The sequence below is a fragment of the Streptomyces novaecaesareae genome (assembly GCF_000716875.1).
In the GTDB taxonomy this organism is placed as follows: domain Bacteria; phylum Actinomycetota; class Actinomycetes; order Streptomycetales; family Streptomycetaceae; genus Kitasatospora; species Kitasatospora novaecaesareae.
This window is the reverse complement of sequence record NZ_JNWQ01000094.1, coordinates 1-25,293: the sequence shown is the minus strand read 5'-3', so window position 1 is coordinate 25,293 and position 25,293 is coordinate 1. Positions and strand designations below refer to the sequence as shown.

21 protein-coding genes, 1 rRNA gene and 2 riboswitches are annotated in these 25,293 nt (G+C 72.1%); of the genes, 7 read left to right on the top strand and 15 right to left on the bottom strand.

The features are described 5' to 3' along the window. Positions 1-97 precede the first annotated feature (97 nt). The 3 genes from OP86_RS27860 to OP86_RS34020 all read left to right on the top strand — a co-directional run bounded on the left by OP86_RS27860 (position 98) and on the right by OP86_RS34020 (position 2,782). Entirely contained in the window at positions 98-799 is a 702-nt protein-coding gene (locus OP86_RS27860) for a dienelactone hydrolase family protein (RefSeq protein WP_030060661.1), read from the top strand. Between the two features lie 71 nt (positions 800-870). Next, positions 871-2,139: an MFS transporter gene (locus OP86_RS27855; protein ID WP_030060660.1), complete on the top strand. Its 1,269-nt coding sequence runs from the start codon at positions 871-873 to the stop codon at positions 2,137-2,139. 100 nt (positions 2,140-2,239) lie between these two features. Continuing rightward, complete coding sequence (locus OP86_RS34020; RefSeq protein WP_051830806.1) at positions 2,240-2,782, top strand: HAD domain-containing protein; 543 nt, start codon at positions 2,240-2,242, stop codon at positions 2,780-2,782. Here the strand turns inward: OP86_RS34020 and OP86_RS27845 are convergent. Next, positions 2,760-3,548 carry a CPBP family intramembrane glutamic endopeptidase gene (locus OP86_RS27845; protein ID WP_051830804.1) on the bottom strand — a complete coding sequence of 263 codons (789 nt, stop codon included), beginning with the start codon at positions 3,546-3,548 and terminating at the stop codon, positions 2,760-2,762. The two genes, OP86_RS34020 and OP86_RS27845, sit on opposite strands and share 23 nt — an antisense overlap. A 134-nt stretch (positions 3,549-3,682) precedes the next feature. Next, positions 3,683-5,188 carry a glutamate-cysteine ligase family protein gene (locus OP86_RS27840; RefSeq protein ID WP_030060657.1) on the bottom strand — a complete coding sequence of 502 codons (1,506 nt, stop codon included), beginning with the start codon at positions 5,186-5,188 and terminating at the stop codon, positions 3,683-3,685. A gap of 383 nt (positions 5,189-5,571) precedes the next feature. On the opposite strand from OP86_RS27840, the gene OP86_RS27835 reads away from it, so the two are divergent. Both OP86_RS27835 and OP86_RS27830 read left to right on the top strand, forming a co-directional pair. After that, complete coding sequence (locus OP86_RS27835) at positions 5,572-6,144, top strand: hypothetical protein (RefSeq protein WP_030060656.1); 573 nt, start codon at positions 5,572-5,574, stop codon at positions 6,142-6,144. Between the two features lie 451 nt (positions 6,145-6,595). Continuing rightward, positions 6,596-6,787: a DUF5999 family protein gene (locus tag OP86_RS27830; protein ID WP_030256473.1), complete on the top strand. Its 192-nt coding sequence runs from the start codon at positions 6,596-6,598 to the stop codon at positions 6,785-6,787. A 120-nt stretch (positions 6,788-6,907) separates the two neighbouring features. Here the strand turns inward: OP86_RS27830 and gcvP are convergent, their stop codons facing one another. Next, positions 6,908-9,808 (bottom strand): aminomethyl-transferring glycine dehydrogenase, encoded by a 2,901-nt coding sequence (gene gcvP / locus OP86_RS27825; protein ID WP_030256470.1) that lies wholly within the window; start codon positions 9,806-9,808, stop codon positions 6,908-6,910. A gap of 104 nt (positions 9,809-9,912) precedes the next feature. Then, positions 9,913-10,045, bottom strand: a riboswitch (glycine riboswitch). Position 10,046: 1 nt separating this feature from the next. Beyond that, positions 10,047-10,150: riboswitch (glycine riboswitch) on the bottom strand. A gap of 223 nt (positions 10,151-10,373) precedes the next feature. Between gcvP and OP86_RS35260 the strand changes: the two genes are divergently transcribed. After that, positions 10,374-11,468 carry a PRC and DUF2382 domain-containing protein gene (locus OP86_RS35260; protein ID WP_078588569.1) on the top strand — a complete coding sequence of 365 codons (1,095 nt, stop codon included), beginning with the start codon at positions 10,374-10,376 and terminating at the stop codon, positions 11,466-11,468. 207 nt (positions 11,469-11,675) lie between these two features. Beyond that, positions 11,676-13,166 (top strand): MFS transporter, encoded by a 1,491-nt coding sequence (locus tag OP86_RS27815; protein ID WP_078588568.1) that lies wholly within the window; start codon positions 11,676-11,678, stop codon positions 13,164-13,166. A gap of 145 nt (positions 13,167-13,311) precedes the next feature. On the opposite strand, the gene OP86_RS27810 is transcribed toward OP86_RS27815, so the two are convergent. The 12 genes from OP86_RS27810 to rrf form a co-directional block, all read right to left on the bottom strand. After that, on the bottom strand, positions 13,312-14,715 hold the full coding sequence (locus tag OP86_RS27810; protein ID WP_051830802.1) for a DNA polymerase IV: 1,404 nt from the start codon (positions 14,713-14,715) through the stop codon (positions 13,312-13,314). Between the two features lie 83 nt (positions 14,716-14,798). Beyond that, a complete protein-coding gene (locus OP86_RS27805) occupies positions 14,799-15,521 on the bottom strand; it encodes a SanA/YdcF family protein (protein WP_234434863.1) in 723 nt (240 codons plus the stop codon). 93 nt (positions 15,522-15,614) lie between these two features. Continuing rightward, the gene (locus tag OP86_RS27800) at positions 15,615-16,268 is read right to left on the bottom strand and encodes a MerR family transcriptional regulator (protein ID WP_030256464.1); all 654 of its coding nucleotides are present in this window, start codon (positions 16,266-16,268) and stop codon (positions 15,615-15,617) included. Positions 16,269-16,491: 223 nt separating this feature from the next. Further along, a complete protein-coding gene (locus OP86_RS27795) occupies positions 16,492-16,968 on the bottom strand; it encodes a bifunctional nuclease family protein (RefSeq protein ID WP_030062493.1) in 477 nt (158 codons plus the stop codon). A 97-nt stretch (positions 16,969-17,065) separates the two neighbouring features. Next, a complete protein-coding gene (gene ftsR / locus OP86_RS27790) occupies positions 17,066-17,761 on the bottom strand; it encodes a transcriptional regulator FtsR (RefSeq protein ID WP_033333699.1) in 696 nt (231 codons plus the stop codon). 179 nt (positions 17,762-17,940) lie between these two features. Next, positions 17,941-18,483 carry a double zinc ribbon and FHA domain-containing protein gene (locus OP86_RS39070; RefSeq protein WP_030256460.1) on the bottom strand — a complete coding sequence of 181 codons (543 nt, stop codon included), beginning with the start codon at positions 18,481-18,483 and terminating at the stop codon, positions 17,941-17,943. 565 nt (positions 18,484-19,048) lie between these two features. Continuing rightward, entirely contained in the window at positions 19,049-19,963 is a 915-nt protein-coding gene (locus OP86_RS27780; protein WP_078588582.1) for a DUF881 domain-containing protein, read from the bottom strand. Positions 19,964-20,261: 298 nt separating this feature from the next. Further along, positions 20,262-20,594, bottom strand: coding sequence for a small basic family protein (locus OP86_RS27775; RefSeq protein ID WP_030062488.1), 333 nt, complete (start codon positions 20,592-20,594; stop codon positions 20,262-20,264). Next, positions 20,591-21,685: a DUF881 domain-containing protein gene (locus OP86_RS27770; protein ID WP_078588566.1), complete on the bottom strand. Its 1,095-nt coding sequence runs from the start codon at positions 21,683-21,685 to the stop codon at positions 20,591-20,593. The genes OP86_RS27775 and OP86_RS27770 overlap by 4 nt, the downstream gene beginning before the upstream one ends. Before the next feature lie 178 nt (positions 21,686-21,863). Then, on the bottom strand, positions 21,864-24,359 hold the full coding sequence (locus OP86_RS27765; protein ID WP_030062486.1) for a mannose-1-phosphate guanyltransferase: 2,496 nt from the start codon (positions 24,357-24,359) through the stop codon (positions 21,864-21,866). 124 nt (positions 24,360-24,483) lie between these two features. Next, positions 24,484-25,104, bottom strand: a complete 621-nt coding sequence (gene clsA, locus OP86_RS27760) for a cardiolipin synthase ClsA (protein ID WP_030062485.1) — start codon at positions 25,102-25,104, stop codon at positions 24,484-24,486. Positions 25,105-25,202: 98 nt separating this feature from the next. Further along, a 5S ribosomal RNA gene (rrf, locus tag OP86_RS34015) occupies positions 25,203-25,293 on the bottom strand; the annotation flags it as partial.

Genomic DNA, 25,293 nt, shown 5'->3' with positions numbered 1-25,293 from the left:
CCCCCCCCCACCGGCCCCCGCCGCACGCCCCATCGATCCCCCGCCACTCGCGGCCCGACCCACCACCGCTCGCGGCCCGACCCACCGAGAGGAAGCCATGCCAGACCAGGGCGGCTCCCGGCAGAACGTCACCTTCCCGAGCAACGGCCGTACCGCGCACGGGTACCTGGCCCGCCCGCCGCAGGGCGTCGGGCCGGGCCTGGTGGTCGTGCAGGAGTGGTGGGGGCTCACCTCGCACATCGCCACCACGGCCGACCGCTTCGCCGCCGAGGGCTTCACCGTCCTGGCCCCCGACCTCTTCGGCGGCGCCACCACGCACGACCGCACCGAGGCCGCCCGGTTCAAGCGCGAACTCCCGGTCGAGCAGGCCGTCGAGGACCTCTCCGGGGCCGTCGACCACCTGCTCGCGCTGGACGGCGTGGTCGGCGACTCCGTCGGCGTGGTCGGCTTCTGCATGGGCGGCGGCTTCGCCCTGCTGCTGGCCGCCCGGGCCGGCGACCGGGTGGCCGCCGTGGTGCCCTTCTACGGCCTCCCGCCCGACCCCGACTTCGACTACCGCGGCCTGACCGCCCACGTCCTCGGCCACTTCGGCGAGTTGGACGGCTCGATCCCGATGGCCACGGTGGACGAGGCGGCGATCCGGATCGGCGAGGCCACCGACGTCCGCCCCGAGATCCACTTCTACCCGGCCGGGCACGCCTTCATGAACGACGAGAACCTGATCGGCACCTACGACCCGCTGCAGGCGAGGATCGCCTGGCGCCGCACCCTCGCCTTCCTCCGGGGCCACCTCGGCTGAGGACGCCGGCCGGACGTTCCCCGGCCCGAAACCGGATGGACACCTGTACGAACTCCCGCCATAGTCGCCAGGTGCCGACCCCACCCCCGCACCCCCGCCGCTTCGCGTGGGCGAGCCGCAACTTCCGCATCCAGACCACCGCCACCGTGATCAGCGGCCTCGGCAACACCGGCGCCCCCATCGCCACCGCCTTCGCCGTCCTCGGCAACGGCGGCAGCACCACCGAGGTCGGCTACGTCACGGCCGCCCGCCTGGTGCCCACCGTGCTGCTCCTGGTCCTCGGCGGCGGCCTCGCCGACCGCCTGCCGCGACACCGGATCATGGTCGCCGCCAACCTCTTCAGCGGCGCCGCCCAGGCCGTCCTGGCCGCGCTGGTCCTGTCCGGGGACGCCCGGCTCTGGCACCTGCTGGTGCTCTCCGCCGCCGGCGGCGCCGGCTACGCCCTCTACTCCCCGGCTTCCCACGGCATGATCATGCAAGCCGTCCCCCAGGAGCACGCCGCCCACGCCTTCTCGGTGTTCCGGATGGGCCAGAACGCCTCCCAGATCGGCGGCGCGGCCCTCGGCGGCGCGCTCACCGCCGCCATCGGCCCCGGCTGGGTCCTCGCGCTGGACGCCCTCTGCTTCCTGGTCGCCGCCGCGCTGCGCTTCCTCCTGGAGCCGGAGCAGGCCCTCGCGCCCTCGGGCGCCGGCATGCTGCGCGACCTGCGCGAGGGCTGGCGGGAGTTCGCCTCCCGCCGCTGGCTCTGGGTGATCGTGCTGCAGTTCTCCGTCCTGGTCGCCTGCGTCGGCGCGGTCGAGTCGGTGTACGGGCCGACGGTCGCCAAGGAGCGGCTCGGCGGCGCGGGCGCCTGGGGCGCGGCGATGTCCGCCTACGGCGTCGGCCTGGTGGCCACCGGCCTGCTGATGGCGCGCTGGCGCCCGCGCCGGATCCTGCTGGTCGGCAACTGGGGCGTGTTCCTGTTCGGCGTGCCCGCGCTCGCCCTCGCCGCCGCCGTCCCGCTGCCGCTGCTGATCGCCGCGATGTTCCTCTCCGGCGTCGGCGTCACCGTCTTCGGCGTCAACTGGATGGTCGCGCTGCGGCAGGAGATCCCGGAGGAGATGTTCTCCCGGGTCTCCGCGTACGACGAGCTGGGCTCCAACTCGCTGGCCCCCGTCGGCACCGCGCTGGCCGGTCCGGCCGCCGTGGCACTCGGCCTCGGCGGCGCGCTCTGGACCTGCGCGGTCGTCTGCCTGGTGCTCAGCGCGCTGGTCCTGCTGGACCCGCAGGTGCGCCGGCTGAGCCGCCGGGGCACCACCGACGCACCGGTGCCCGCCACCGACCCCGCGCTCTCGTCGTGAGCGCCCTGTGCGCCCCGCGTGCGCCTGCCGGTGAGCAACCACCGGTACGCGTGGTTCGTCGGAAGAGATAGCCAACACCACCGCCTTTGGGGGGCCACCGGTGCCGAAGCCACTGCTGTTCCTGGACGTCGACGGGGTCCTGAACCCGGTCTGCCCCCATCCGGACGCCGGGTTCGACACCCACACCCTGTTCGGCTACTCCGTCCTGCTCTCCCGTCGGCACGGCCGGTGGCTGCGCGAACTGGCCGGAGCGTACGAACTGGTCTGGGCCACCACCTGGGAGGAGCACGCCAACACCCACATCGCCCCGGCGATCGGCCTGGACCCGCTCCCGGTGGTCCGCTTCAGCGGCTACGTCCCGCAGCCCGGCGATCCGCGCGTCCCGCTGATGGAGCTGTTCTCCGCCGCCAAGTGGGCCCCGCTGCTGCGCTACGCCGGGGGCCGCCCGTTCGCCTGGGTGGACGACGTCATCCCCGCCCGGCTGGTCCGCAGGTCGCTGTGGCGGCGCGACCGCCTGCTGCTGCCGATCGATCCGGGCCAGGGCCTGGAGCGCCGGCACGTCGACCGGCTGCTCGCCCGCCCGCCGCGCGGCCAGGCACTCCCGTCCGGGGGCTCGGCGCTCAGGGGGTCGGCAGCCAGCTGACGTGCCCGGCGAGCAGCGCGTACCCGACGAAGGCCACCGTGTCGATCAGCGCGTGCGCCACCACCAGCGGCATCACCCGCCCCCAGCGGCGGTACAGCAGGCAGAACACCGCCCCCATCACCATGTTGCCGACCAGCCCGCCGACCCCCTGGTACAGGTGGTACGAGCCGCGCAGCACCGAGCTGGCCGCCAGCGCCGCCGGCCAGGACCACCCCAACTGCCCCACCCGGCGCAGCAGGTAGCCGAGGACCACGACCTCCTCGAGGATCGCGTTCTGCCAGGCCGACAGCACCAGCACCGGCACCCGCCACCACACGTCCGGCAGCCCGGACGGCGCCACCGTCAGGTTGTACCCGGCCGCCTGCGAGGCCAGGTACAGCGCCAGCCCCGACCCGCCGATCGCGGCCGCGACGGCGGCGCCCCGGCCCAGGTCGCGCAGCTTCTGCCCGAGGTCGAAGCCCAGCACCCGCAGCGCGACGCCCTCGCGCACCAGCAGGTAGCCGACCAGCACCACCGGCATCAGCCCGCGCCCGATGTAGTACAGCTGCCACACCAGGTCCAGCCAGGGCCGCCCGGGCGCCCGCGATCCGTTCAGCGTGGCGACCTGCTGGCCGAGCTTGAGCGGTTCGGTGAGCGAGCCCGCGAAGCTGATCAGCGCGCTGATCCCGCTGGCCCCGAGCGAGAGGCCGAGGACGATCAGCAGCTCCACGCCGAGCTGGCGGCGGGTGGGCCGGTCGGTCTGCGGCGCGGTCGGCACGGCGGTCACGGGGGCTCCAGCGGACGGGCGGTCGCTCCGGCCGTCGGCCGACCGGAGCGATCATCCTGACACAGCCGCCCGGCCGGCCGACCGGCCAGGCCTGCACCGGCTGGCCGACCGGCCGGGCGTGCACCGGACAGGCCCTATCCGACCGGCCAGGTGTGCACCGGCTCCCCGCTGCGCATGTGCTCGGAGTAGCGCCGGGTCATCGCCGCGAGCGCCGCCGGCCGGTCCATCCCGTACCGCTCACGCAGCCGGTGGAAGGTCGCGCTCTGCCAGGCCGCGCCGTTGGTGCGGCGCAGGCAGCGCTGCTCGATGATGCCCAGGTAGCGGTCCCGGTCGGCGGGCTCCACGCCCCACTCGTCGAGGCCCTGGTAGGCCATCGGCAGCAGCTCGTTCAGCACCAGGTCGACGGCGGAGACCGTCTGCAGCCCGCCGCCGCGGCCGGCCCGGCCGGGTCGCGGCCACTGGAGGACGGCGTCGATGCCGTACCGGGCGCCCTGCCGGAAGTTCTCGTCCGCCCGCTCGAACGGCAGCCGGGTCCAGACCGGCCGGGGCTGCTCGGCGAGCACCCGGACCAGGCCGTAGTAGAAGGCGGCGTTGGCCAGCGTGTCGGCCACCGTCGGCCCGGCCGGCAGCGCCCGGTTCTCCACCCGCAGGTGCGCCACCCCGCCCGCGACGTCGTAGATCGGCCGGTTCCAGCGGTAGATGGTGCCGTTGTGCAGCCGCATCTCGGCGAGCTTGGGCGCACCGCCGGAGGTCAGGACCTTCATCGGGTCCTCGTCGTCGCAGATCGGCAGCAGCGCGGGGAAGTACCGCAGGTTCTCCTCGAACAGGTCGTACGCCGAGTCGACCCAGCGCTCGCCGAACCAGGTGATCGGGCGCACGCCCTGGGCCTTGAGCTCCGCCGAACGGGTGTCACAGGCCTGCTGGAAGAGCACCGGGCGGGTCTCCCGCCACAGCTCCCGCCCGAACAGGAACGGGGAGTTCGCGCCGAGCGCAAGCTGCGGCCCGCAGAGCGCCTGGGCGGCGTTCCACACCGAGGAGAAGCGTTCCGGCGTCACCTGGAGGTGCAGCTGCAGCGAGGTCGCGGCGGCCTCGGCGACCATGGTGATGGACTCCAGCTGGAGGTGCTCGACGCCCTCGATGTCCAGCGCGATCTCCTCCCCGCGGGCGGCCAGGATCTGGTCGCTGAGCAGGGTGTACCGCTGGTTGTGGCTCATCGAGTCCAGCCCGGTGTGGGCGTGCTCCAGGGTCGGCAGGATGCCCACCATGACGATCCGCGCCCCCGCCTCGGCGGCCCGCCGGTCCGCGTAGCGCAGCCCGGTGTCGATCTCCTCGCGCAGTTCCTCGAAGACGTGCCCGCAGAGCCGGTGGGGCGTGATGTTCACCTCGATGTTGAACTTGCCCAGCTCGGTCTGGAAGTCGCTGGAGCCGATCGCGCTCAGCACCTGGGCGTTGTTCATGGCCGGCAGGCCCTGCTCGTCGGCCAGGTTGAGCTCGATCTCCAGCCCCATCACCGCCCGCGGCCGGTCGAAGCGGTCCTCCCGCAGCATCCGTCCCAGCGCGTCGAGACAGGACTGGAGCTTGCGCCGGTACAGCTGCCGGTCCGCCAGATCCGCCCGAGTCGCCACGACCTTTTCGCCCACGGTCCCCTCCTCCTGAGCCACCCCGTCGAGCCACCCGGCCGCCCGACCGTGCATGCATCATGCCCACCTCGAAGATCGATACCCGAATGCTTGGAATGGCTTGCAATGCAAGGCAACTGACGGAAATTCAGCGCAACCCTAGACTTGCTCGGCGCCACCGCCTGTGATAAACAGATCACCCTGCGCATCTGTTCGATGAAAATTCGCACAGCGCTCCGGCCGGTCCGCTCCCGCATCGAGAGCCCTCGTCGACGGCGGCGGCCGCGCCGGCACCGCGATCCTGCACAACCGGACACGGCCAGGCCCCGTCACCGATGACGCACCGCGCCACGCCGGTATGCCGCACTCGCACGCCGATCTCGCTTGGAGAGGCGGACCCCGCCATGACCCTGCAGACCCCCCAGCCCCCGCCGAGCGCGCTGCGCGCGGTCCTGGGCGCACTCGACTCGGAGACCGCGCTGCGCCAGCCCGCCGCCGCAGCGCTGCGTCATCCGGCCGGCCCACTGCTCCCCGCGCATCCGCTCGCGGTGTACGTCCTGGACGGCCCGCGCCCCGAGCTCCCCGCCGCCCGCCGCACCGGGTGGCGCTTCCTGATCAAGGACGGCGCCGACGTGGCCGCCGCCGCCGAGGTGGTGCAGGGCATCGAGGGTCACACCTTCTCCCACTTCACCGCCGGCCCCTACCTGGACTCGACGGTCCGGGCGCTGCGCGAGGCCTGGCAGCTCGCCCAGGCCTCCCGGATCCGCCAACAGCCCCGCCTGCTGACCTTCCCCGGCCAGTACGCGACGGCCCTGTGGCTGCACAGCCCGGACAACCGGCCGGCCGCCGACCTGCTGATCCCGCTCGCTCCGGCCCCGCTCGGCGTTACGGCGCACCGCGCCTACCCGGCCGCCGAACTGCTGCCGCTGCTCGCCCGGGCCCCGCTCACCAGGCCGCTGCTGCTCGGCTCCTCCTGAGCCGTCCACGCCGTACGGGCCGCCGGGCCACCGGCGGCCCTTCGCCGCGCCCGCACAGCCGCCCCGCACACCGCCGCCGACACCGAGGCCGAGGGCGGGGTCGAGGCCGGAATCGGGTCACCCGAACGGAGCCCACCCGAACGGGCCATCCACCATGGCCCGATCGGGCCATGCCCCGGCTGACCCACCGGTGCGTGAATTTCCCGCTTCCCCACCTGAACGGGTGATCTCTACCCGGGAGTTGTGGCGCATGTCACGAAATCCCTGCGGGCGCGTCCGCAGATGCCGACACTGGGAACCAGCGTGGAAGGACCACCTGTCCTACCCACTTGAGCGCCGGTCAACACCTGGTCGGCGTGCGGACAGGATCCGACTACCGCGGCGGCTCCGGACGCCCCGGCCTCCGGCGGCCGCACCACGGGGAGGATCGCAGAGCGAAGCGAGGGTACGCATGTGCCAGCACCGTCCTGAGTGCCCGTCGGCCGAGTCCGAGGACCGCGAGGCGGCCGTCTCGGTGGCCTGCCACCCGGAGCAGGGCTGGAGCCTGCTCTGCAACGGCGTCGTGCTCTTCGAGGACACCGGAGAGCTGCTGCCCGACGGCCGGGTGATCGCCCCGCGCCGCCCCGTCGCCCACGCGGCCTGACCGCCCGGTCCGACCGTACGGCGGGGGCAGCCGCCGCATCGACGAACGACGGGTGGGCCCCGGCGGAACGTTCCGCCGGGGCCCACCTCTTGGTCCGAACCGGGCTCGCGCCCGGATCCGTCAGACGCCGTACTCGTCCAGCGGCGGGCAGGAGCAGACCAGGTTGCGGTCGCCGTACGCGCCGTCGATCCGGCTCACTGGCGGCCAGTACTTGTCCGCCGGGTTCACGCCTGCCGGGAAGACGGCCTCCTGCCGCGAGTAGCCGTGCGCCCAGTCGCCGGCCAGCTCGGCGGCGGTGTGCGGGGCGTTGCGCAGCGGGTTGTCGTCGGCGGCCCACTCGCCCGAGCCGACCTTGTCGATCTCGGCGCGGATCGCGATCATCGCGTCGCAGAACCGGTCGATCTCGTGCAGGTCCTCGGACTCGGTCGGCTCGATCATCAGCGTGCCGGCCACCGGGAACGACATCGTCGGCGCGTGGAAGCCGTAGTCGATCAGGCGCTTGGCGATGTCGTCCACCGTCACGCCCGTCTCCTTGGTCAGCGCGCGCAGGTCGATGATGGACTCGTGCGCGACCAGCCCGCCCGGGCCGGTGTAGAGCACCGGGAAGTGCGGCGCCAGGCGCTTGGCGATGTAGTTGGCGTTCAGCACCGCGACCTGAGTCGCGTGCTTGAGGCCCTCGCCGCCCATCAGCCGGACGTACGCCCAGGAGATCGGCAGGATCGCCGCCGAGCCCCACGGCGCGGCCGAGATCGGGCCGACACCGGTGGCCGGGCCGGCCTCCGGCTGCAGCGGGTGGTTCGGCAGGTACGGCGCCAGGTGGGCGCGCACCGCGACCGGGCCGACGCCCGGGCCGCCGCCGCCGTGCGGGATGCAGAAGGTCTTGTGCAGGTTCAGGTGCGAGACGTCCGCGCCGAACTTGCCCGGCTTGGCCAGGCCGACCAGGGCGTTCAGGTTGGCGCCGTCCACGTACACCTGGCCGCCGGCCTCGTGCACCATGGCGCAGATGGTGGTGATCTCGGTCTCGTACACGCCGTGGGTCGACGGGTAGGTGACCATCAGCACGGACAGGCTGTCCCGGTGCTGCTCGATCTTGGCCTTCAGGTCCTCGACGTCCACGTCGCCGTCGACGAGGGTCTTCACCACGACCACGCGCATGCCGGCCATCACCGCGGAGGCCGCGTTGGTGCCGTGCGCGGAGGACGGGATCAGGCAGACGTCACGCTGGGTGTCACCGTTGGCGTGGTGGTAGGCGCGGACGGCCAGCAGGCCGGCCAGCTCGCCCTGCGAGCCGGCGTTCGGCTGGATCGAGACGGCGTCGTAGCCGGTCACCTCGACGAGCTGCTGCTCCAGCTGGCGGATCAGGGTGAGGTAGCCCTGGGCCTGCTCGATCGGCGCGAAGGGGTGCAGCTGGCCGAACTCCGGCCAGGTCACGGCCTCCATCTCGGTGGTCGCGTTGAGCTTCATGGTGCAGGAGCCCAGCGGGATCATGCCGCGGTCCAGCGCGTAGTCCCGGTCCGACAGGCGGCGCAGGTAGCGCAGCATGGCGGTCTCCGAGCGGTGGCTGTGGAAGACCGGGTGGGTCAGGTACTCGTCGTCGCGCAGCAGCGCGGCAGGCAGCGTCTCGGCGGCCTCCGCGACCTCGACGGCGGGGACGCCGAACGCGGCCCAGACGCCGGCCAGGTGCTCGCGGGTGGTGGTCTCGTCGGCGGAGACCGAGATCCGGTCCTCGCCGTCCTGGTACACGTTGATGCCGTTGGCGCGGGCGGCGGCGGCGATCTCGGCGGCGCGGCCCGGGACGACGGCGGTGACGGTGTCGAAGAACTCGCCGTGCAGCAGCTCGACACCGCCGGCCCGCAGGCCCTCGGCGAGGGCGGCGGCGTAGCGGTGGGTGCGGCGGGCGATGTCGGCCAGGCCGTCCGGGCCGTGGTAGACGGCGTACATCGAGGCCATGACGGCGAGCAGCACCTGGGCGGTGCAGATGTTGCTGGTGGCCTTCTCGCGGCGGATGTGCTGCTCGCGGGTCTGCAGCGCCAGGCGGTAGGCGCGGTTGCCGTCGGAGTCGACGGAGACGCCGACCAGGCGGCCGGGCAGCGAGCGGGCGTACTCGGCGCGCACCGAGAGGTAGCCGGCGTGCGGACCGCCGAAGCCCATCGGCACGCCGAAGCGCTGCGAGGTGCCGCAGGCGATGTCGGCGCCCAGCGAGCCCGGGCTCTTGAGGAGGGTCAGCGCCAGCAGGTCGGCGGCGACCGCGACGATCGCGCCCAGGCCGTGCGCCTGCTCTATCACCGGGGCGAGGTCGCGGACCACACCGGTGGCGCCGGGGTACTGCAGCAGCACGCCGAAGACGCCGCGCTCGGCGATCTCGGCCGGGATGCCCTCGGACAGGTCGGCGACGACGACCTCGACACCGGTCGGCACGGCGCGGGTGTTGATCACCGCGATGGTCTGCGGCAGGGTCTCGGCGTCGACCAGGAAGACGCCGCCCTTGACCTTGGTGACGCGGCGGGCCAGCGCCATCGCCTCGGCCGCCGCGGTGCCCTCGTCGAGCAGCGAGGAGCCGGAGGTCGGCAGCCCGGTCAGGTCGGAGACCAGGGTCTGGAAGTTGAGCAGCGCCTCCAGGCGGCCCTGCGAGATCTCCGGCTGGTACGGGGTGTAGGCGGTGTACCAGGCCGGGTTCTCCATGACGTTGCGCAGGATCACCGGCGGGGTGAAGGTGCCGTAGTAGCCCAGGCCGATCATCGGCTGGAGCACCTGGTTGCGGCCGGCCAGCTCGCGCAGCTCGGCGAGGACCTGGGCCTCGGTCCGGCCGGCGGGCAGGTCCAGGCCGGTGATGGAGCGGATCGCCTCGGGCACGGCGGTGGCGGCGAGCTCGTCCAGCGAGGCGTAGCCGACGGACGCCAGCATCTTCTCCTGCGCGGCGGCGTCGGGGCCGATGTGGCGGTTCTCGAAGGGGCTGGCCAGCTCAAGCTCGGTGAGGGTCGAGGCGCCGGTGGGGCGTCCCGCGTTCGGCTGGGCGTTCATGGTGGTCGAGGCCTCCTGGTCACGGACCGGCGGGGGTCCGAACGCCGGCCGGCCTTCCCCGCTGCGGGCAGCGGATCGGCCCTGGCGGACGGACCCGTCAGGCCTCCCCCTCTGTCATCGGGACCTGAGAGCTTCGCCCGCACGGTGCGCTGTGGGCGCTCCGTCGGCTTGCACCGTCGGTGAGGGTGGTGATCGTCGGCTCCTGCGCCGACGCTCCTGCCCTGCTTTCCAGAGTGACCTACCCCACACGGTACGGATGCCTGAGAGATTCCGGGGAGGAGTTGCTCCTTCGGCGCTCCGACCAGCGCTTTTCGCTATCGGAGACTCTCCCGAGCGGGCTCTGCGGTCGCCGCCCAGGGTACCAGCGGGAGGCCCTTCGATCACGGGTGCTTCCGGTCACCCGAGGTCTACGCGCGTCCCCCGGACGGCCCAGCGCGCAGCCCGTCCGGCGCACCCCGGTCGCGCCCGTCCGATTCATGGCATTTGGTGTGAAGTGGCGGACGGGACGGGTGCCCCGGCCGCCTTCCTGCGGGAGTTCCGCAGGCCCAGCGCACTGGAGGAAAGAGTGCAGACCGACATCGACCCCCGGGACCTCATCGGCCACAAGGCGGTCGACCGCAACGGAGACAAGATCGGCACGGTCGACGAGGTGTACCTGGACGACGCCACCGGCCGGCCCGAATGGGCCGCCGTCCGGACCGGCATCTTCGGCCGGGACGCCTTCGTCCCGCTCACCACGAGCGAGTTCTCCGGCGACGAGCTCCGGGTGCCCTACGACAGGTCACTGGTGAAGGAGTCGCCGGACTTCGGCGTCGGCCAGCACCTGTCCCCCGCCCAGGAGCTCCAGCTCTACCGCTACTACGGCCTCGACACCCCGGCGGCCGGCCGGCCGGCGAACGGCCACCCGGCGAACGGGGACGGCGGCCGGGCTGCGCAGCCCGACCTCGACTTCGGCACCGCCCCGGCCCCAGCCCCGGCGGCCGCGGCCGCCATGACGCCCGCCAAGCCGCTCGCCTCCCACTCCCCCGAGCCCGGCCCGACCACCACGTCGGCCATGCCCGTCATCAACCACACCAAGACCGCCTCGGAGGCCAACATGCGGACCCTCAGCGCTCCCGCGCCGGCCGCCATGTCCCCGGCGTCCGCGCCCGTCATGGAGCCGAAGCGCCAGCCCACCCCGGCAGCGACCACCCCGGCACCCGCCGGGGACGCCGCCTCGTCCTCCCCCAGCGGCCCGGTCGAGATCACCTGCCGCGAGGAGCGGCTGGACGTCACCACCGAGTGGCACACCGTGGGCACCGCGAAGCTGCGCAAGTACGTGACGAGCAAGCAGGTCGAGCGCCGCGTCCCGGTGGTCCGCGAGCGGGTCCGGGTCGAACGGATGCCGCTCAGCGAGGCCGAGCGCTCCACCCTCACCGAGAAGGAGATCGCCGAGGCCGTCGAGGAGGTCACCCTCCGCGAGGAGCGCCCGGTGGTCCGCAAGTACCTCGCCCCCATCGAGCGGGTCCGCCTCGTCGTCGAGCGCTACACCGACGAGGAGGTGATCCGGGAGGAGCTCCGCCGCGAACAGGTCGAGGTCCACGACGACAGCGCACCCCCGGCCAAGGGCACACCGGCCCCGGACACCTCCCGCCCCGCCGCCCTGCGCCCCCTCGCCTGACCCACCGCCCACCAGGACCCCGGCCACCAACGGCCGGGGTCCTTCCCCTTTTCCGACACCCTGCCCTTGCCGACACCCCGTCCCACCCCGCCACAGGCGCCGAACTCTTCCCCTTTGCCAAAGCTTAACCACTCGATATTTGACACTCTGAAGTATCTCCCTGCATGGTTACTTCAGTTCATTCACTATGTACGGGAGGAAGCAACCGTGAGTGAGGCACCCCAGCCCACCACCGCGGCCGAGAAGCAGAGCAGCGCCCGGGTCCTGCCGGCCCTCATCCTGGCGATGCTGTCGTTCAGCGTGGTGCAGACCGCGGTCGTCCCGATCCTGCCCTCGCTGGCCAAGGAACTGGACGTCTCCGGCTCCAACATCACCTGGCTGATGACCGCCAACCTGCTGTCCGCCGCCGTGCTGACTCCCCTGCTCGGCCGCTTCGGCGACCTCCGGGGTCGTAAGCCGATGCTGCTGATCTCGCTGGCGGGCCTGGTCGCCGGTTCGGCCCTGGCAGTCAGCACCCACTCCTTCACCTGGCTGGTCGTCGCCCGCGTCCTGCAGGGCGCCGGCGGTGGCGTCATGCCGCTGGCGATCAGCATCGTCCGCGACGAGCTGCCCAAGCAGAAGGTGACCGGCGGCGTCGCCGCCATCAGCGCCTCGATGGGCGTCGGCTCCGGCCTCGGCCTGGTCGCCACCGGTCTCCTGCTGGAGCACTGGAGCTACAAGTCGATCTTCTGGATGGGCCTGGTCTTCGGCCTGATCGCGGTCGCCCTGGTCGCGTTCCGCGTCCCGTCCGACCCGGTCACCGACAAGGAAGGCGGCGCCGACCCGCTCGGCGCGCTCACCCTGGCCGGCTGGCTCTCCGCGCTGCTGGTCGCGGTCAGCCAGGGCAACCACTGGGGCTGGACCTCCACCAAGACCCTCGGCCTGTTCGCCGTCGCCGCCGTGGTGGCCCTGGGCTGGGGCATCATCGAGACCAAGGTCGCGCACCCCCTGGTGGACATGAAGATGATGTCCCGCCCGGCCGTGGCCTTCACCAACATGGCGGGCCTGCTCATCGGCTTCGGCATGTACGGCTCCTTCATGGTCATCAGCAACTTCGCCCAGGCCCCGGAGAAGCTGACCCACTACGGCTTCACCGCCACCGTCCTGCACGCCGGTGTCATGCTCCTGCCGTCCGCGATCGGCTCGATGGTCGCCGCCCCGGTCGGCGCCCTGCTGATCGCCCGCCGCGGCCCGCGCCTGCCGCTGGTCCTCGGTGGTGTCCTCGGCGCCGTCGCGATGGCCTACCTGGCCCTGCGGCACAGCCAGGAGGGCGACCTCTACACCGCCTCGGCGATCTTCGGCCTCGGCGTCGGCCTCGCGTTCGCCGCGATGCCGGCCTACATCAACGGCGCCGTCCCGGTCGAGCAGAGCGGCATCGCCAACGGCATGAACTCGGTGCTGCGGACCGTCGGTGGCGCGATCGGCACCGCCGTCATGGCCGCCATCCTGACCGGCGACACCATGAAGCTGCCGCCGCAGATCCCGCTCTCGCTGCCCACTCTGGACGCCTTCAAGCACGCGTTCTGGACGGCGGCCGTGGTCTGCATCATCGCCGGTGTCGTCCCGTTCCTGATCCGCACCGTCAAGCCCGCCACCGCTGTCATCGACGGCGCGGCCCAGCAGGACTCCAGCGACAAGCTGGTCAAGACCGACGCCTGACGGGGCGTCCGGCCCCCGCGCTCAGGGACAGGGCGCGGGGCCCCGGGCCTCCGTACGTCGCGAGGGCATCACGAACGCACGAGGTCCGGCACGGTGATGCGGCCTCACCCGGTACTTCCCCACCGGGTGGGGCCGTTTTCGTGTCTCAGTCCCCCTCCCCGTCCCCCTCGCCCGCGTCGGCGTCCGCCCCCCGGCGCAGCGGCAGCGGCCGGGACGGCTCCAGCGCCGGATCGTCCACCGCGAAGGTCCGTACCCGCCCCGGCTCGCTCCACGGCGTCTCGAACCGCACGGTGACCCGGCCGACGCCGCTGCCCTGCACCCAGCCCGGCCCGAACTCCGCGTGCCGCACGTCCTGCCCGGGCAGCCAGCGCCGCACCCGGACGGCGTCCGGCTCCTCCTCGGCCTCCTCGGCCTCGGGCTGCTCCTCCGCGTGCTCCGCCGCCTCCTCCCGCAGGGCCTGCGCGAACAGGTCCTCCTGCGTGTAGTCGGCGAGTTGGGCGACACCCACGCCGAGCAGCCGGACCCCGCCGGTGATGTCCACCTGCTCGGCCAGCCGGCGCGCGGTCGCGGTGATCACCGCCTCGTCGTCCGTGGGCCCGCCGAGCGTTTCCGAGCGGGTCAGCGTCGAGAAGTCGAACCGCCGCACCTTGAGCACGACCGTCCGCCCCGAACGCCCGGCCGCCCGCAGCCGCCGCACGCACCGGGCGGCCAGCGCCTCCACCTCGCGCAGCACCCGTTCCCGGTCGGCCAGGTCCACCTCGTAGGTGTCCTCCACCGAGACGGACTTGGCGTCCTGGTCGGCCACCACCGGCCGTTCGTCGAGCCCTGTCGCCATCTGGTGGACGCCGGCGCCGTGCGCCCGTCCGAGCAGCTGGACCAGCTCCGCCTCCCCCGCCTCCGCGAGGTCGGCCACCGTGGTCAGCCCGGCCCGCCGCAGCACCTGCTCGGTGGCCGGTCCGATCCCGGGCAGTGCCCGTACCGGCATCGGCCCGAGGACGGCCCGCTCCTGCCCGGGCTCGACCAGCACCAGGCCGTCCGGCTTGGCCTGCTCGGAGGCGATCTTGGCCATCAGTTTGGATCCGGCCGCCCCGACCGAGCCGGTCAGCCCGGTCAGCCGCAGGATGTCCGCCCGCAGGTCCTCCGCCAGCGCGAGCACCAGCCGCTCGCCGGTCTCGTGGTCGGCCTCCGCCAGTACCGGGCCGTACGGACCGGCTTCCAGGTCCACGAAGGCCTCGTCCAGGCTGAGCGGCTGTACCAGCGGCGACAGCTCCCGCAGCAGGCCCATCACGATGTCGCTGACGTACCGGTAGGCCTCGAACCGCCCGGCCAGGAAGGCCGCGTTGGGGCAGAGCCGGCGTGCCTGCGCCATCGGCATCGCCGAGTGCACCCCGAACTTCCGCGCCTCGTACGAGGCGGTGGAGACCACCCCGCGCCCGCCGAGCCCGCCGACGATCACCGGTTTGCCGCGCAGGCTCGGTTTGGCCGCCTGCTCCACCGCCGCGAAGAAGGCGTCCATGTCGAGGTGGATGATGCTCGGCAGAGATCGCACCCGCAGATCATCGCGTACGGGTCCGACAGTGCGTACGAACCCGGCCGGTGCCCGCCCCGGGGAGGAGGCCGCGGCCCGGACAGCTACTTCTTCGCGGCGTCCGCCAACGCCTTCGGGATGCCGTCCTCCTTGGGCCCGAGGAACACCGGGTCCGGCCGCAGCCAGACGTTGACCGCCGCCTTGCCCGCCCCCGCGACCTCCCGCAGCCCGCCGTACAGCCAGGTCTCGTCGTGCAGCTCCGGCACCCCGACCGCGTACGACCGGATGCCCGCCGCCTCGCACAGCGCCAGCGCCCGCCGGACGTGGAAGTCCTGGCTGACCAGCACCGCCCGGTCCACCCCGAAGACCCGGTGCGCCCGGGTGCAGGAGTTCCAGGTGTCGAAGCCCGCGTAGTCGCGGACGACCCGCCCGGCCGGCACCCCGTGCTCGGTCAGGTACGTGAACATCGCGTCGGGCTCGTCGTACTCGACCCGCCCGTTGTCGCCGGTCACCAGGATCGCCTGCACCTTCCCCTCCCGGTACAGGTCCACCGCGGCGACCAGCCGGTGCTCCAGGTACGGCGTGGGCCTGCCCTGGTCCAGCCCGGCGCCGAAGACCACCGCGACGGGCGCGGACGGCGCGCTCTCCACCGTGCCCACCCGGTCGCTCGCCGAGAGCCACAGCCAGGCGCTGGGCGCCAAGGCCAGCGAGCAGAGCACGGTGCCCACCTGGAACACCCTGCGCTGCGTACTGCGCCGGCGCAGCCGTGTCCGCAGCAGCCCGGCCCTGCGCCGCAGCAGCCCCGATATCCCGGTGCCGACCCCCACGTGCCCTCCCTCGCTCGCGTTACCAGGCAACACGACGAGGCCGCGGGCCCGAACGGTTCCCCGTCCGGGCCCGCGGCCCCGTCGAATCGGTACTCAGACCGCCCGGTTGCGCCGCTGGGCGAGTTCGTCGGCCGGGTCGTTGCCGACCAGGGTCTCGCCGGTGTCGGTGCGCTCGGCGTGCAGCCGCCCGAGGGTGAGCTCCAGCTCCTGCCAGACCGCTCCCACCGCGATGCCGAAGACCCCCTGACCACCCTTCAGCAGATCCACCACCTGCTGGGGCGTGGTGCACTCGTACACCGTCGCGCCGTCGCACATCAGCGTCATCCCGGCCAGGTCGGCCTGCTCGGCCTGCTCGGCCGCCTGCAGATGGGCGACGGCCACCCGGATGTTCTGCAGCGAGACGCCCGCGTCGAGCAGCCGCTTCACGATCTTGAGCAGCAGGATGTCGCGGAAGCTGTAGAGCCGCTGGCTGGTCGCCGGGTACGCCGTCCGGACGCTGGGCTCCAGCAGTCCGGTGCGGGCCCAGTAGTCCAGCTGGCGGTAGGTGATGCCGGCCGCCGCGCAGGCCGTCGGGCCGCGGAAGCCGAGCAGTTCGGATGTCGGGGCCAGCCGCTCGATGGCCGGCTGGCCCGGCTGCACGGCCGGGAACCTGCCCACCCGGGGGACGTCCGCGACGGTGCGAGCGGTGCGCGGCACGTGCACGGCGCAAAGGCCTCCCAGGGCCGCGTCATCGCCGGTGCTGCTCATGCCTGCCTCCGTCCACTTGTGCTGCGGGCGATCCGACTGCGGGCATCGGCCACCCGGACAGCCACTCCTGACGGTAGGCAGTCCCCTATGACCCGTCAACGATCGCCACGCCGGGCCGGATAAACCACCTCACTCAGGAGAGTGGTTTTTCGTGCCCCTAGTGTGGGTAGATGGACGGTTTTTGGCAAAACGGCGCGCCGATCTGCCCCACCACCGGGCCGCGTTACTGCGGGCCGCCACCGCCGAAGTCCTCGGGCGAGACCTGGTCGAGGAACTCCCGGAACTTCTCGACCTCGTCCTCCTGCTCGTCCGGGATCGCGATGCCCGCCTCGGCGAGCACCTCCTCGCTCCCGTAGATGGGCGTGCCGGTCCGCAGGGCCAGCGCTATCGCGTCGGACGGCCGCGCGCTCACCTCGACCCCGCCGGCGAAGACCAGCTCGGCGTAGAAGACGCCCTCCCGGAGATCGGTGATCCGCACCTCGGTGAGCTGCTGGCCGAGCGCTTCCAGGACGTCCTTGAACAGGTCGTGCGTCAACGGGCGCACCGGCGTCATGCCCTGCTGGGCGAAGGCGATCGCGGTCGCCTCGCCGGGGCCGATCCAGATCGGCAGGTAGCGATCTCCCCCGACCTCCCGCAGCAGCACGATCGGCTGGTTGGAAGGCATCTCCACTCGGACACCCACGACGTCGAGCTCATTCACACAGGCAACCCTATGGCTCCGGTCCCGGATATGAAAGCGCAGAGCCGACGCCGCTGGTCAGCGCGGTGCACCGGGCACCCGCAGGCCGCCACGACCGCTACCCGCGGGTCCGCAGGCCGGCCTGGACCATGGCCGCGTGCAGCCGGACGGACAGCGTCGCCAGCTCCCGCGCGGTCGCCTCGGCGTGCGCCCGGGTCTGCGGGTTCCGGTGCCGGCGCAACGGCGCCACCACCTGTTCCACCAGCGCGATCTCGCGGTCGGCCGCCGCCTTCATGGCTCTCAGGTGCCGTGGCTCCAGTCCGTACCGGCCGAGCTCCGCGACCAGCCGGGCCACCTGCAGCGCCTCGCCGTCGTACCCGCCGTCCGGCCCCGGGGCGACCAGGCCGTACGACTCCCACTCGGCCAGCTCCCGCTCGCCGGCCTCGGCGGCGGCCAGCAGCTCGGCGCGCCCCAGCCGGACCCCGGACGGGACCTCGGCGGAGGCCACCAGCTCGCGGTCCGCCTCCTCCATCGGCCCGGGCCGGGTGTCGGCCGCGGAGGGCAGCGCGGGCGGGCTCTCGCCGCGCTCGATGGCGTCCAGGTGCTCGCGGATCACCCGCAGCGGCAGGTAGTGGTCCCGCTGCATCCGCAGGACGTAGGCCAGCCGTTCGACGTCGGCCGGGCTGAACTTGCGGTACCCCGAGGGCGTGCGCTGCGGCTCGACCAGCCCCTCCGCCTCCAGGAAGCGGATCTTGGAGATGGTGACCTCGGGGAAGTCGTCGCGCAGGAAGGTCAGCACCGCGCCGATGCTCAGCAGTTCGTCACCGCCGCGCCGCCGCCCGGCGGGCCGCTCCGTCCGGACCGGCTGCCTGGGGCCCGCGACCACCCCGCGCCCGCCGCGGTCCGCCTGCGGACCGGACGGGGGTGGGGTGGCCGCCCCGAGAGAAGAGGAAGGGGTATTCGTATTCACTCGGGCTCCTGCCGACGTTGGTTTCAGTACCCCCGGTTGTGGCCGGCGAAGAACACCAGCCGGTACTTCCCGATCTGGACCTCGTCGCCGTTGTTCAGCGACACCTCGTCGATCCGCTCCCGGTTCACGTAGGTGCCGTTGAGGCTGCCCACGTCCGCGACGCTGAAGCCGGCCGGGGTGCGGCGGAATTCCACGTGACGGCGCGAGACCGTGACGTCGTCCAGGAAGATGTCACCCTGCGGGTGACGCCCCGCCGTGGTGACGTCCGAGTCCAGCAGGAAGCGGCTGCCCGAGTTCGGGCCGCGCTGGACGATCAGCAGGGCCGAGCCCGGCGGCAGCGCGTCGATGGCGGACAGCACCTCGGCCGACAGGGCCGGCGTGGTGCCGGTGCCGGTCGTGGTGGTGGGGTCGTACGACTCCAGGCCGGAGATGGAGATGGTCGACGTGGTCTCCGCCGCCCCCTCCGGGAGCAGGCCGCCGCGCAGGGCCGTACCGCAGTTGGAACAGAACCGGGCCGAGGCCGGGTTCTGGTTGCCGCACCTGGGGCACGGAGTGGGGCCAGCCATGTTCACAGCCTCCTGGCGCGGCACACCCGACGGGTTGTGCCCGGCGTACGGGTCCGGAGCAAACCCTCCACCAGAGGTTGAGGGTGCTGACGGGAAACCTATGCGCGGGTCGCCGGAGGGGTCAACCGACGCGCCGTAGCCCGTCGGATTCCCCGCGTACTGGGCGGCGGCGCCGTCCCGGAACATCGGCTGGCCGCCGTACGGCGCGGCCTCGGGCGCGGGTCGCATGCCCGGCACGGCGGGCTCGTCCTCAGGCCGCCGGTGCCGCGCGGTCGGCGCCTCGACGGCGGCCGCGTCACGGCTCTTGTTGCGACCGAACAACTTCGAGAAGAAACTCACGGGCGAATCCCCTTGCGTGTGACAGACCCGCCCGCGGGGCAGGGTGAGAACCTCGGACAGGCCGCGAGCCCGGTTGCGGCTCGGGCCCGCTGGAGTGGTACTCCGACGGTTGGTGCGGCGGTTGTTGCTGCGGAACGTACTGGCGCGAACCAGTCTCGCCCACGTGACGGCGGCGCCCCGCACCGGGTGCCGCCCGCCCGTGACGGGCCGTTCGTCGGGCGCCTCGTCACTTCGAAGCCGGCTTGGCGTACTGCGGCGTCTTCGGATCCACGAGGGCGTCGACGACCACCTTCTGCTGCTGGGTGATCGTCGCCCGCGCCTGGTGGCTCTCAAGCGTGCGGACGACGCCTCCCGGGATGTTCAGCGCGGGCGTCAGATCCTGCGGGTTCCCCACGACGGTGAACCGATAGGGCTGCGAGACCTTCTTCCCGTCGATCTGCACCCCACCGCCCGACAGGTCGGTGAAGTAGGTGTTGACCACCACGCGCACATCGTTGATCTGAATCGCCTCCGCCCCCGCCGCTCGAAGTTCCTGCAGGGTGTCCAGCAGCATATCTGCCTTCACCTGCCCTTGGGGATCATCGACCGTGAGTACGATGCCCGGGCCGGTGGCTTTGACGGTACCGGCGAGAACACCGAGTTCCGTCACCTTCTTCCTGGTCTGCTCCTGGGCTTCCTTGGCTTGGTTGGAGCTGTTCTCCAACTTCGCCAGGGACTGCTCCAGCTCCGCCCTCTCCTGCTGGAGACGCTGCTGACGGCTGTCCAGTTCGTCGAGGATCCGGACCAGGTCCTCCTGGCGGGCCCCGCGCAGCTGGCTGTGGTGGTCGTTGGTCGAGCGCACCTGGATCGCGAGCCCCAGGCCGAGCGAGAACAGCAGCAGCGCCACCACCAGCTGACCGCGCGACAACCGCGGCGGCCACAGCGCCGCCTTCAGGCGCCGCCGCCCGGAGTCCCGGTCCCCGCCGGGCCGCTCCTGGACGAGTTCCGCCGACTCGGGCTCGGGCTCGGGCTCGGGTTCGGGTTCCGGCGCGGGCGTCGACCCGACAGCCGCCTCCGTGTCCGGCTCGGCCTTCGGCTCCGGCTTCGGCTCCGGCTTCGGCTCGGGTTCCGGCGCGGGCTGCTTCGGCCCCTGCCCCGGCAGAGCCGACTTCAGGAGCCGGAGCGTCGGCTCAGGCTGAGGTCCAGGCCCGGAGTCGGCCTGAACCTCAGCCTTAGCGTCAGACTTCTCCCCGGCCGGGCTCTCCGCCGCCGTCTCGGCCTCATCGGCCTGCTCGACAGCCTCCTCGGCGTCCACGACCCCGTCCGGCACGGCCTCCTCGCCCGTTCCGGGCTCGGGCTCGGGCACCTCGTCGGCCTTCTCCGCGGTCGTCCGCTCGACAGCCGGCTCGGCCGGCACGGCCTCCCGCTCCTTCTCCTCCTCCGCCGCCTTGCGGCCCTGCTCAGGCACGGAAGACATGGCGCCGGATCGCGGCCGCGTTGGAGAAGATGCGGATGCCGAGGACGACGACCACGCCGGTGGACAGCTGGGAGCCGACGCCCAGCTGGTCACCGAGGAAGACGATCAGTGCCGCGACCACCACGTTCGACAGGAACGAGACGATGAACACCTTGTCGTTGAAGATCCCGTCGAGCATCGCCCGGACGCCGCCGAACACCGCGTCCAGCGCCGCGACCACCGCGATCGGCAGGTAGGGCACGACGGCGTCCGGCACCTCGGGTTGGACGAAGAGACCGACGACCACCCCGATCACAAGACCCAGTACGGCAATCACGGTCTGGCTGCTCCTGTCGCTGTCGTGGTCTTGGCGGTTCCGGTGGACGGCCGCCGCTTGGCGGGCGCACCGCCACTGGTCGCGGATGCTGAAGGGCTCGGTGGGGCCGATGGTGAGACGGACGCGTTCGGGCTCGGGGAGGTTCCCGGGCCGGCCGAGGGGCTGCCGCTCGGAGCCTGGCCGGCCGGCGGCGTCGCCGCGGGCGAGGGCTCGGGCGTCACGGGTTGCGCGGTCCGCAACGTCACCCCCACCGCCGCCGGCAGCGTCATGCTCTTCTGTGTCGAGAGCGTCGACTTGATGCCGTACCTCTCCTGCAGGAGCCGCAGGTACTGCCCGGCCATGTCGTTCTCGAAGGCCGCCAGGAGTTTCGGTCCGTCCCCGATCGCCTGGATGTTGTAGGGCGGCACCAGCGGCCGGTTGTCCACCAGCACCGCCTCGCCCGCGGCCCGGATCGCGGACAGCGCCGTCAGCCGCTGGCCGTTGATCGCGACGGCCTCGGCCCCGGATCCCCAGAGGCCGTTCACCACCAGTTGCAGATCGCGGTCCCGCAGCCGGCCGCTGTTGGAGAAGCCCTGCCCGGCCCGTGGGTCGACGTTCCCCCCGACACCCGTCCCCGCGGCGTCCTCCAGGACCAGCTTCACGCCCGGACCGGTCACCTCCCCCAGCCCCACGACACCGGTCAGACCACCCGGGTCGCCGTCCCCCGCCGAGGCCAGCGCCTGCTGCTGCGTGCCGTCGACCTTGCGCCGCAGCTCCTGCACCTGCTTCTGCAGGTGGTCGGCCGAGCTGTTGCTGTCGTTGATCCGCTGGATCAGTGCGTCCCGTTCCTTGGCCAGCGTCGGCTCGGCCTTGTGCGCGTTCACCGCGCCCACCGTCACCACCGCTCCGACCAGCGCCAGCCCGGCGCCCAGCGTGAGCAGCCCCCGCAAGGTCCCGGGTATCCGGCTGTCGCGGGCACCACCACGGGCCGCGGCCGCCTCGGCGTATCCCTCGTCCAGGCTGTGGTCCATCACGTTGGTCAGCAGGGACATCGAGGCGTCCGGGCGGTTGTACCGCCCGTTCGGGGCACTCGGCGTCGGCATCGCTGGCATGGAAACCATCGTCCCATGACGGCGGAGGGGACCGTGCACGGCCCCTGAGCTGCACACACGCTGCACACATGACGGAAAGTGACGGACCATTCCGAATGAGGTGAAAACGGACAGCGGGGCGCACGGACGAATCCGCGCGCCCCGCCGATCAGGGGACTCCGTTCTCAGCCCCCGGCCGTCACCGCCCTGCGCCGTCGACCACCGCCGCCCACTCGTCCAGCAGCGCCTCGGTCGCCTCGTCGTCCGGGCCCTCCGCCCACAGGTGGGTGATCGCCTCGGCCGGGTCCGGCAGCACCAGCGTCCAGCGCCCGTCAGCCTCGACCACCCGGACACCGTCGGTGGTGTCCAGTCGCCGACTGCCGGCCGCCTCCACCACCGAGCGCATGACCATGCCCTTGGCCGCCCACGGCGTCGCGATGTCCCGGCGCCGGATGTGCGCCTGCGGGATCCGCGCGTCGATCTGGCTCAGCGTGAGCTGGGTCCGGGCGACCAGGCCCACCAGCCGGACGAAGGCCGCGGCCCCGTCCAGCACACCGCTGAACTCGGGCACCACGAATCCACCGCGTCCGTCCCCGCCGAACACCGTGCCCTCGGCGGAGGCCGCCTTCGCGAGGTCGTCCGGCGTCGTCGTGGTCCAGATGACCTGGGTGCCGTGGTACGCGGCGACCTGCTCGGCGATCCGGGTCGTGGTCACCGGCAGCGCCACCTGACCGCTGCGCCGCTCGGCCGCGACCAGGTCCAGCAGCACCAGCAGCGCCCGGTCGTCGTCGATCACCCGGCCCAGCTCGTCCACGAACGCGACGCGCTCACCGACCGGGTCGAACCGAACCCCGAAGGCCGCCCGCGAGGAGGCCACCAGCTCGCCGAGCCTGGCCAGCCCGGCCCGCCGCGTTTCCGCGTCCTCGGTCGGCCGCGACTCGTCCAACCCGCTGGAGACGGTGAGCGCCTCCACCCCGAGCCGGCCGAGGATGCTCGGCAGAACCAGGCCGGCGCTGCCGTGCGCGGTGTCCACGACCACCTTCAGCCCGGCCTCCCGGACCCCGGTGGTGTCCACCGTCCGCAGCAGGTTGCCCGCGTAGGAGTCGAAGACGCTGGACGGGAAGGTCAGGTCCCCGATCTCGCCGGGGAAGGCCCTCCGGTACTCCTGGCGCGCGTAGACGCGGTCGAGCTTGCGCTGCCCGGCCTGGGACAGGTCCGCCCCGCGCTCGTCGAAGAAGAGGATGTCCAGCGAGTCCGGCACTCCCGGCGTGGTCCGCAGGAAGATCCCGCCCGCACTCCCCCGCGCCGTGTGCTGCCGGGCCACCGGCATCGGCACGTTCTCCAGGTCCCGGACGTCGATCGCGGAGGTCTGAAGCCCCGAAATCATCGCCCGTTTGAGCGCACGCGCACCACGCGAGTGGTCACGCGCAATGGTGACGGTGGCCCCCTTCTTCAGGGTCGTCGCGTAGGCGCCCGCCAGCCGGACGGCCAGTTCCGGGGTGATCTCGACGTTCAGGATCCCCGAGACGCCGCGGAGCCCGAAGAGGTGCTCCTGGCCGCGCGACTCCCAGATCACCGAGGTGTTGACGACGGCGCCGGCCTCGATGGTCTTGAACGGATAGACCCGGACGTTCGCCCCGATGATCGACTCCTCGCCGACCAGGCACTCGTCCCCGATCACCGCCCCGTCCTCGATCCGCGCGGCCCGCATCACATCGGTGTTCTTCCCGATCACGCAGCCGCGCAGATTGCTCTGCGGCCCGATGTACACGTTGTCGTGCACCACCGCCTTGTGCAGGAACGCGCCCCGCTTGACGACCACGTTGCTGCCCAGCACCGTGTGCTCGCGGATCTCGACGCCGGCTTCGACCTTGGCGTAGTCCCCGATGTACAGCGGGCCGCGGAGCACCGCCTCGGGGTCCACCTCGGCACCCTCGGCGACCCAGACACCGGGCGAGATCTCGAACCCGTCGAGCTCGACGTCGACCTTGCCCTCCAGGACGTCCGCCTGGGCCTTGCCGTAGCTCTCGTGGGTGCCCACGTCCTCCCAGTAGCCCTCGGCGACGTAGCCGTAGACCCGCTTGCCCTCCTTCAACAGCTGCGGGAAGACATCGCTCGACCAGTCGACGGACTCACCCGCCGCGACGTAGTCGAAGACCTCGGGCTCCATCACGTAGATACCGGTGTTCACCGTGTCGGAGAAGACCTGCCCCCAGGTCGGCTTCTCCAGGAATCGCTCGACCCTCCCTTCCTCGTCCGTGATCGTGATACCGAACTCCAGTGGATTCGGCACCCTGGTGAGACAGACGGTGACCAGAGCGTTCTTGCTGCGGTGAAAGTCGATCAATTCGGAGAGGTTGAAGTCGGTCAGCGCGTCACCGGAGATCACCAGGAAGGAGTCGTCCTTGAGCGCGTCCTCGGCGTTCTTGACACTCCCCGCAGTGCCCAGTGGCGTCTCCTCGTGGGCATAGGTCAGATGCATGCCCAGCTCTTCGCCGTCACCGAAGTAGTTCTTGACCAGCGACGCCAGGAACTGGACTGTCACGACGGTGTCGGAGAGGCCGTGCCGCTTCAGCAGCCGAAGCACGTGCTCCATGATCGGCCTGTTGGCGACCGGAAGCAGCGGCTTCGGCATGCTGGAGGTCATCGGGCGGAGTCGAGTGCCCTCGCCCCCTGCCATTACAACGGCTTTCATTACGGGTGCGTCCTCCTTCGCGGTGGTGGACCAGCAGGTCCATCAAAGCGTTCCAGAGGGTTCTCTACCCGGAAGATATCGTCCGACGCACCGATGGAGCGTGGGGCTTCTCTCAGATCACGTCTCAGACTGCGGACGCCGAGCCCGCCGGGCCCGCCTTGACGATCTGCCGCGCCTGAACCGCGTAAAGAATCGCGGCCCACCAGTACAGGACGGTTCCCCACCAGATGAAGGCCCAGCTCACCACCTCGGCCGGCCGCGCGATCCAGCTGTCCACGCTGCCGAGCAGCAGAAGCGGAAACGCGTACATCAGGTTGAAGGTCGCGGCCTTCCCCAGGAAACTCACCTGGAGCGGCCCGTAACCGTGCCTGTTCAGAATGGGCAGCAACGCCGCGATAAACAGCTCCCGGGCCAGCAGAATCGCCGTCAGCCACCACGGCAGAATCTCACGCCAGGTCAATCCGACCAGCGTGGACAGCACATAGAGCCGGTCGGCCAGCGGATCCAGCAGCTGCCCGACCCGGCTGATCTGCCCCCACCGCCTGGCGAGCTTTCCGTCCAGGTAGTCACTGACACCGCTCAGCGCGAGGATCAGCAGCGCCCAGCCGTCATTGTTGGGCCCGTCGAAGACCGGCCACAGAATGAGCCACAGAAAGAGCGGTACACCGACCAGCCGGCCCATGCTGAGCAGGTTGGGGATGGTGAGGACGCGATCGGTCTGGACCCGCGTCTCCTGGACCTCCACCCGGGGGCCTCCTGTCCCGTGTGACGACAATGCACGTTGACCATACAACAGAGAAGCCCCCGTCCGGTTCACCCGGCGGGGGCTTCTCTCGAAGAATTGTTCGGCGGCGTCCTACTCTCCCACAGGGTCCCCCCTGCAGTACCATCGGCGCTGTGAGGCTTAGCTTCCGGGTTCGGAATGTAACCGGGC

Excerpts from the sequence above, each read along its gene's own strand:
- OP86_RS27860 (WP_030060661.1), top strand. The coding sequence starts at position 98 with ATGCCAGACCAGGGCGGCTCCCGGCAGAACGTCACCTTCCCGAGCAAC.
- OP86_RS27835 (WP_030060656.1), top strand. The coding sequence starts at position 5,572 with ATGACCCTGCAGACCCCCCAGCCCCCGCCGAGCGCGCTGCGCGCGGTC.
- OP86_RS27830 (WP_030256473.1), top strand. The coding sequence starts at position 6,596 with ATGTGCCAGCACCGTCCTGAGTGCCCGTCGGCCGAGTCCGAGGACCGC.
- gcvP (WP_030256470.1), bottom strand. The coding sequence starts at position 9,808 with ATGAACGCCCAGCCGAACGCGGGACGCCCCACCGGCGCCTCGACCCTC.
- OP86_RS27800 (WP_030256464.1), bottom strand. The coding sequence starts at position 16,268 with ATGAGCAGCACCGGCGATGACGCGGCCCTGGGAGGCCTTTGCGCCGTG.
- OP86_RS39070 (WP_030256460.1), bottom strand. The coding sequence starts at position 18,483 with ATGGCTGGCCCCACTCCGTGCCCCAGGTGCGGCAACCAGAACCCGGCC.
- OP86_RS27770 (WP_078588566.1), bottom strand. The coding sequence starts at position 21,685 with ATGCCAGCGATGCCGACGCCGAGTGCCCCGAACGGGCGGTACAACCGC.
- OP86_RS27765 (WP_030062486.1), bottom strand. The coding sequence starts at position 24,359 with ATGAAAGCCGTTGTAATGGCAGGGGGCGAGGGCACTCGACTCCGCCCG.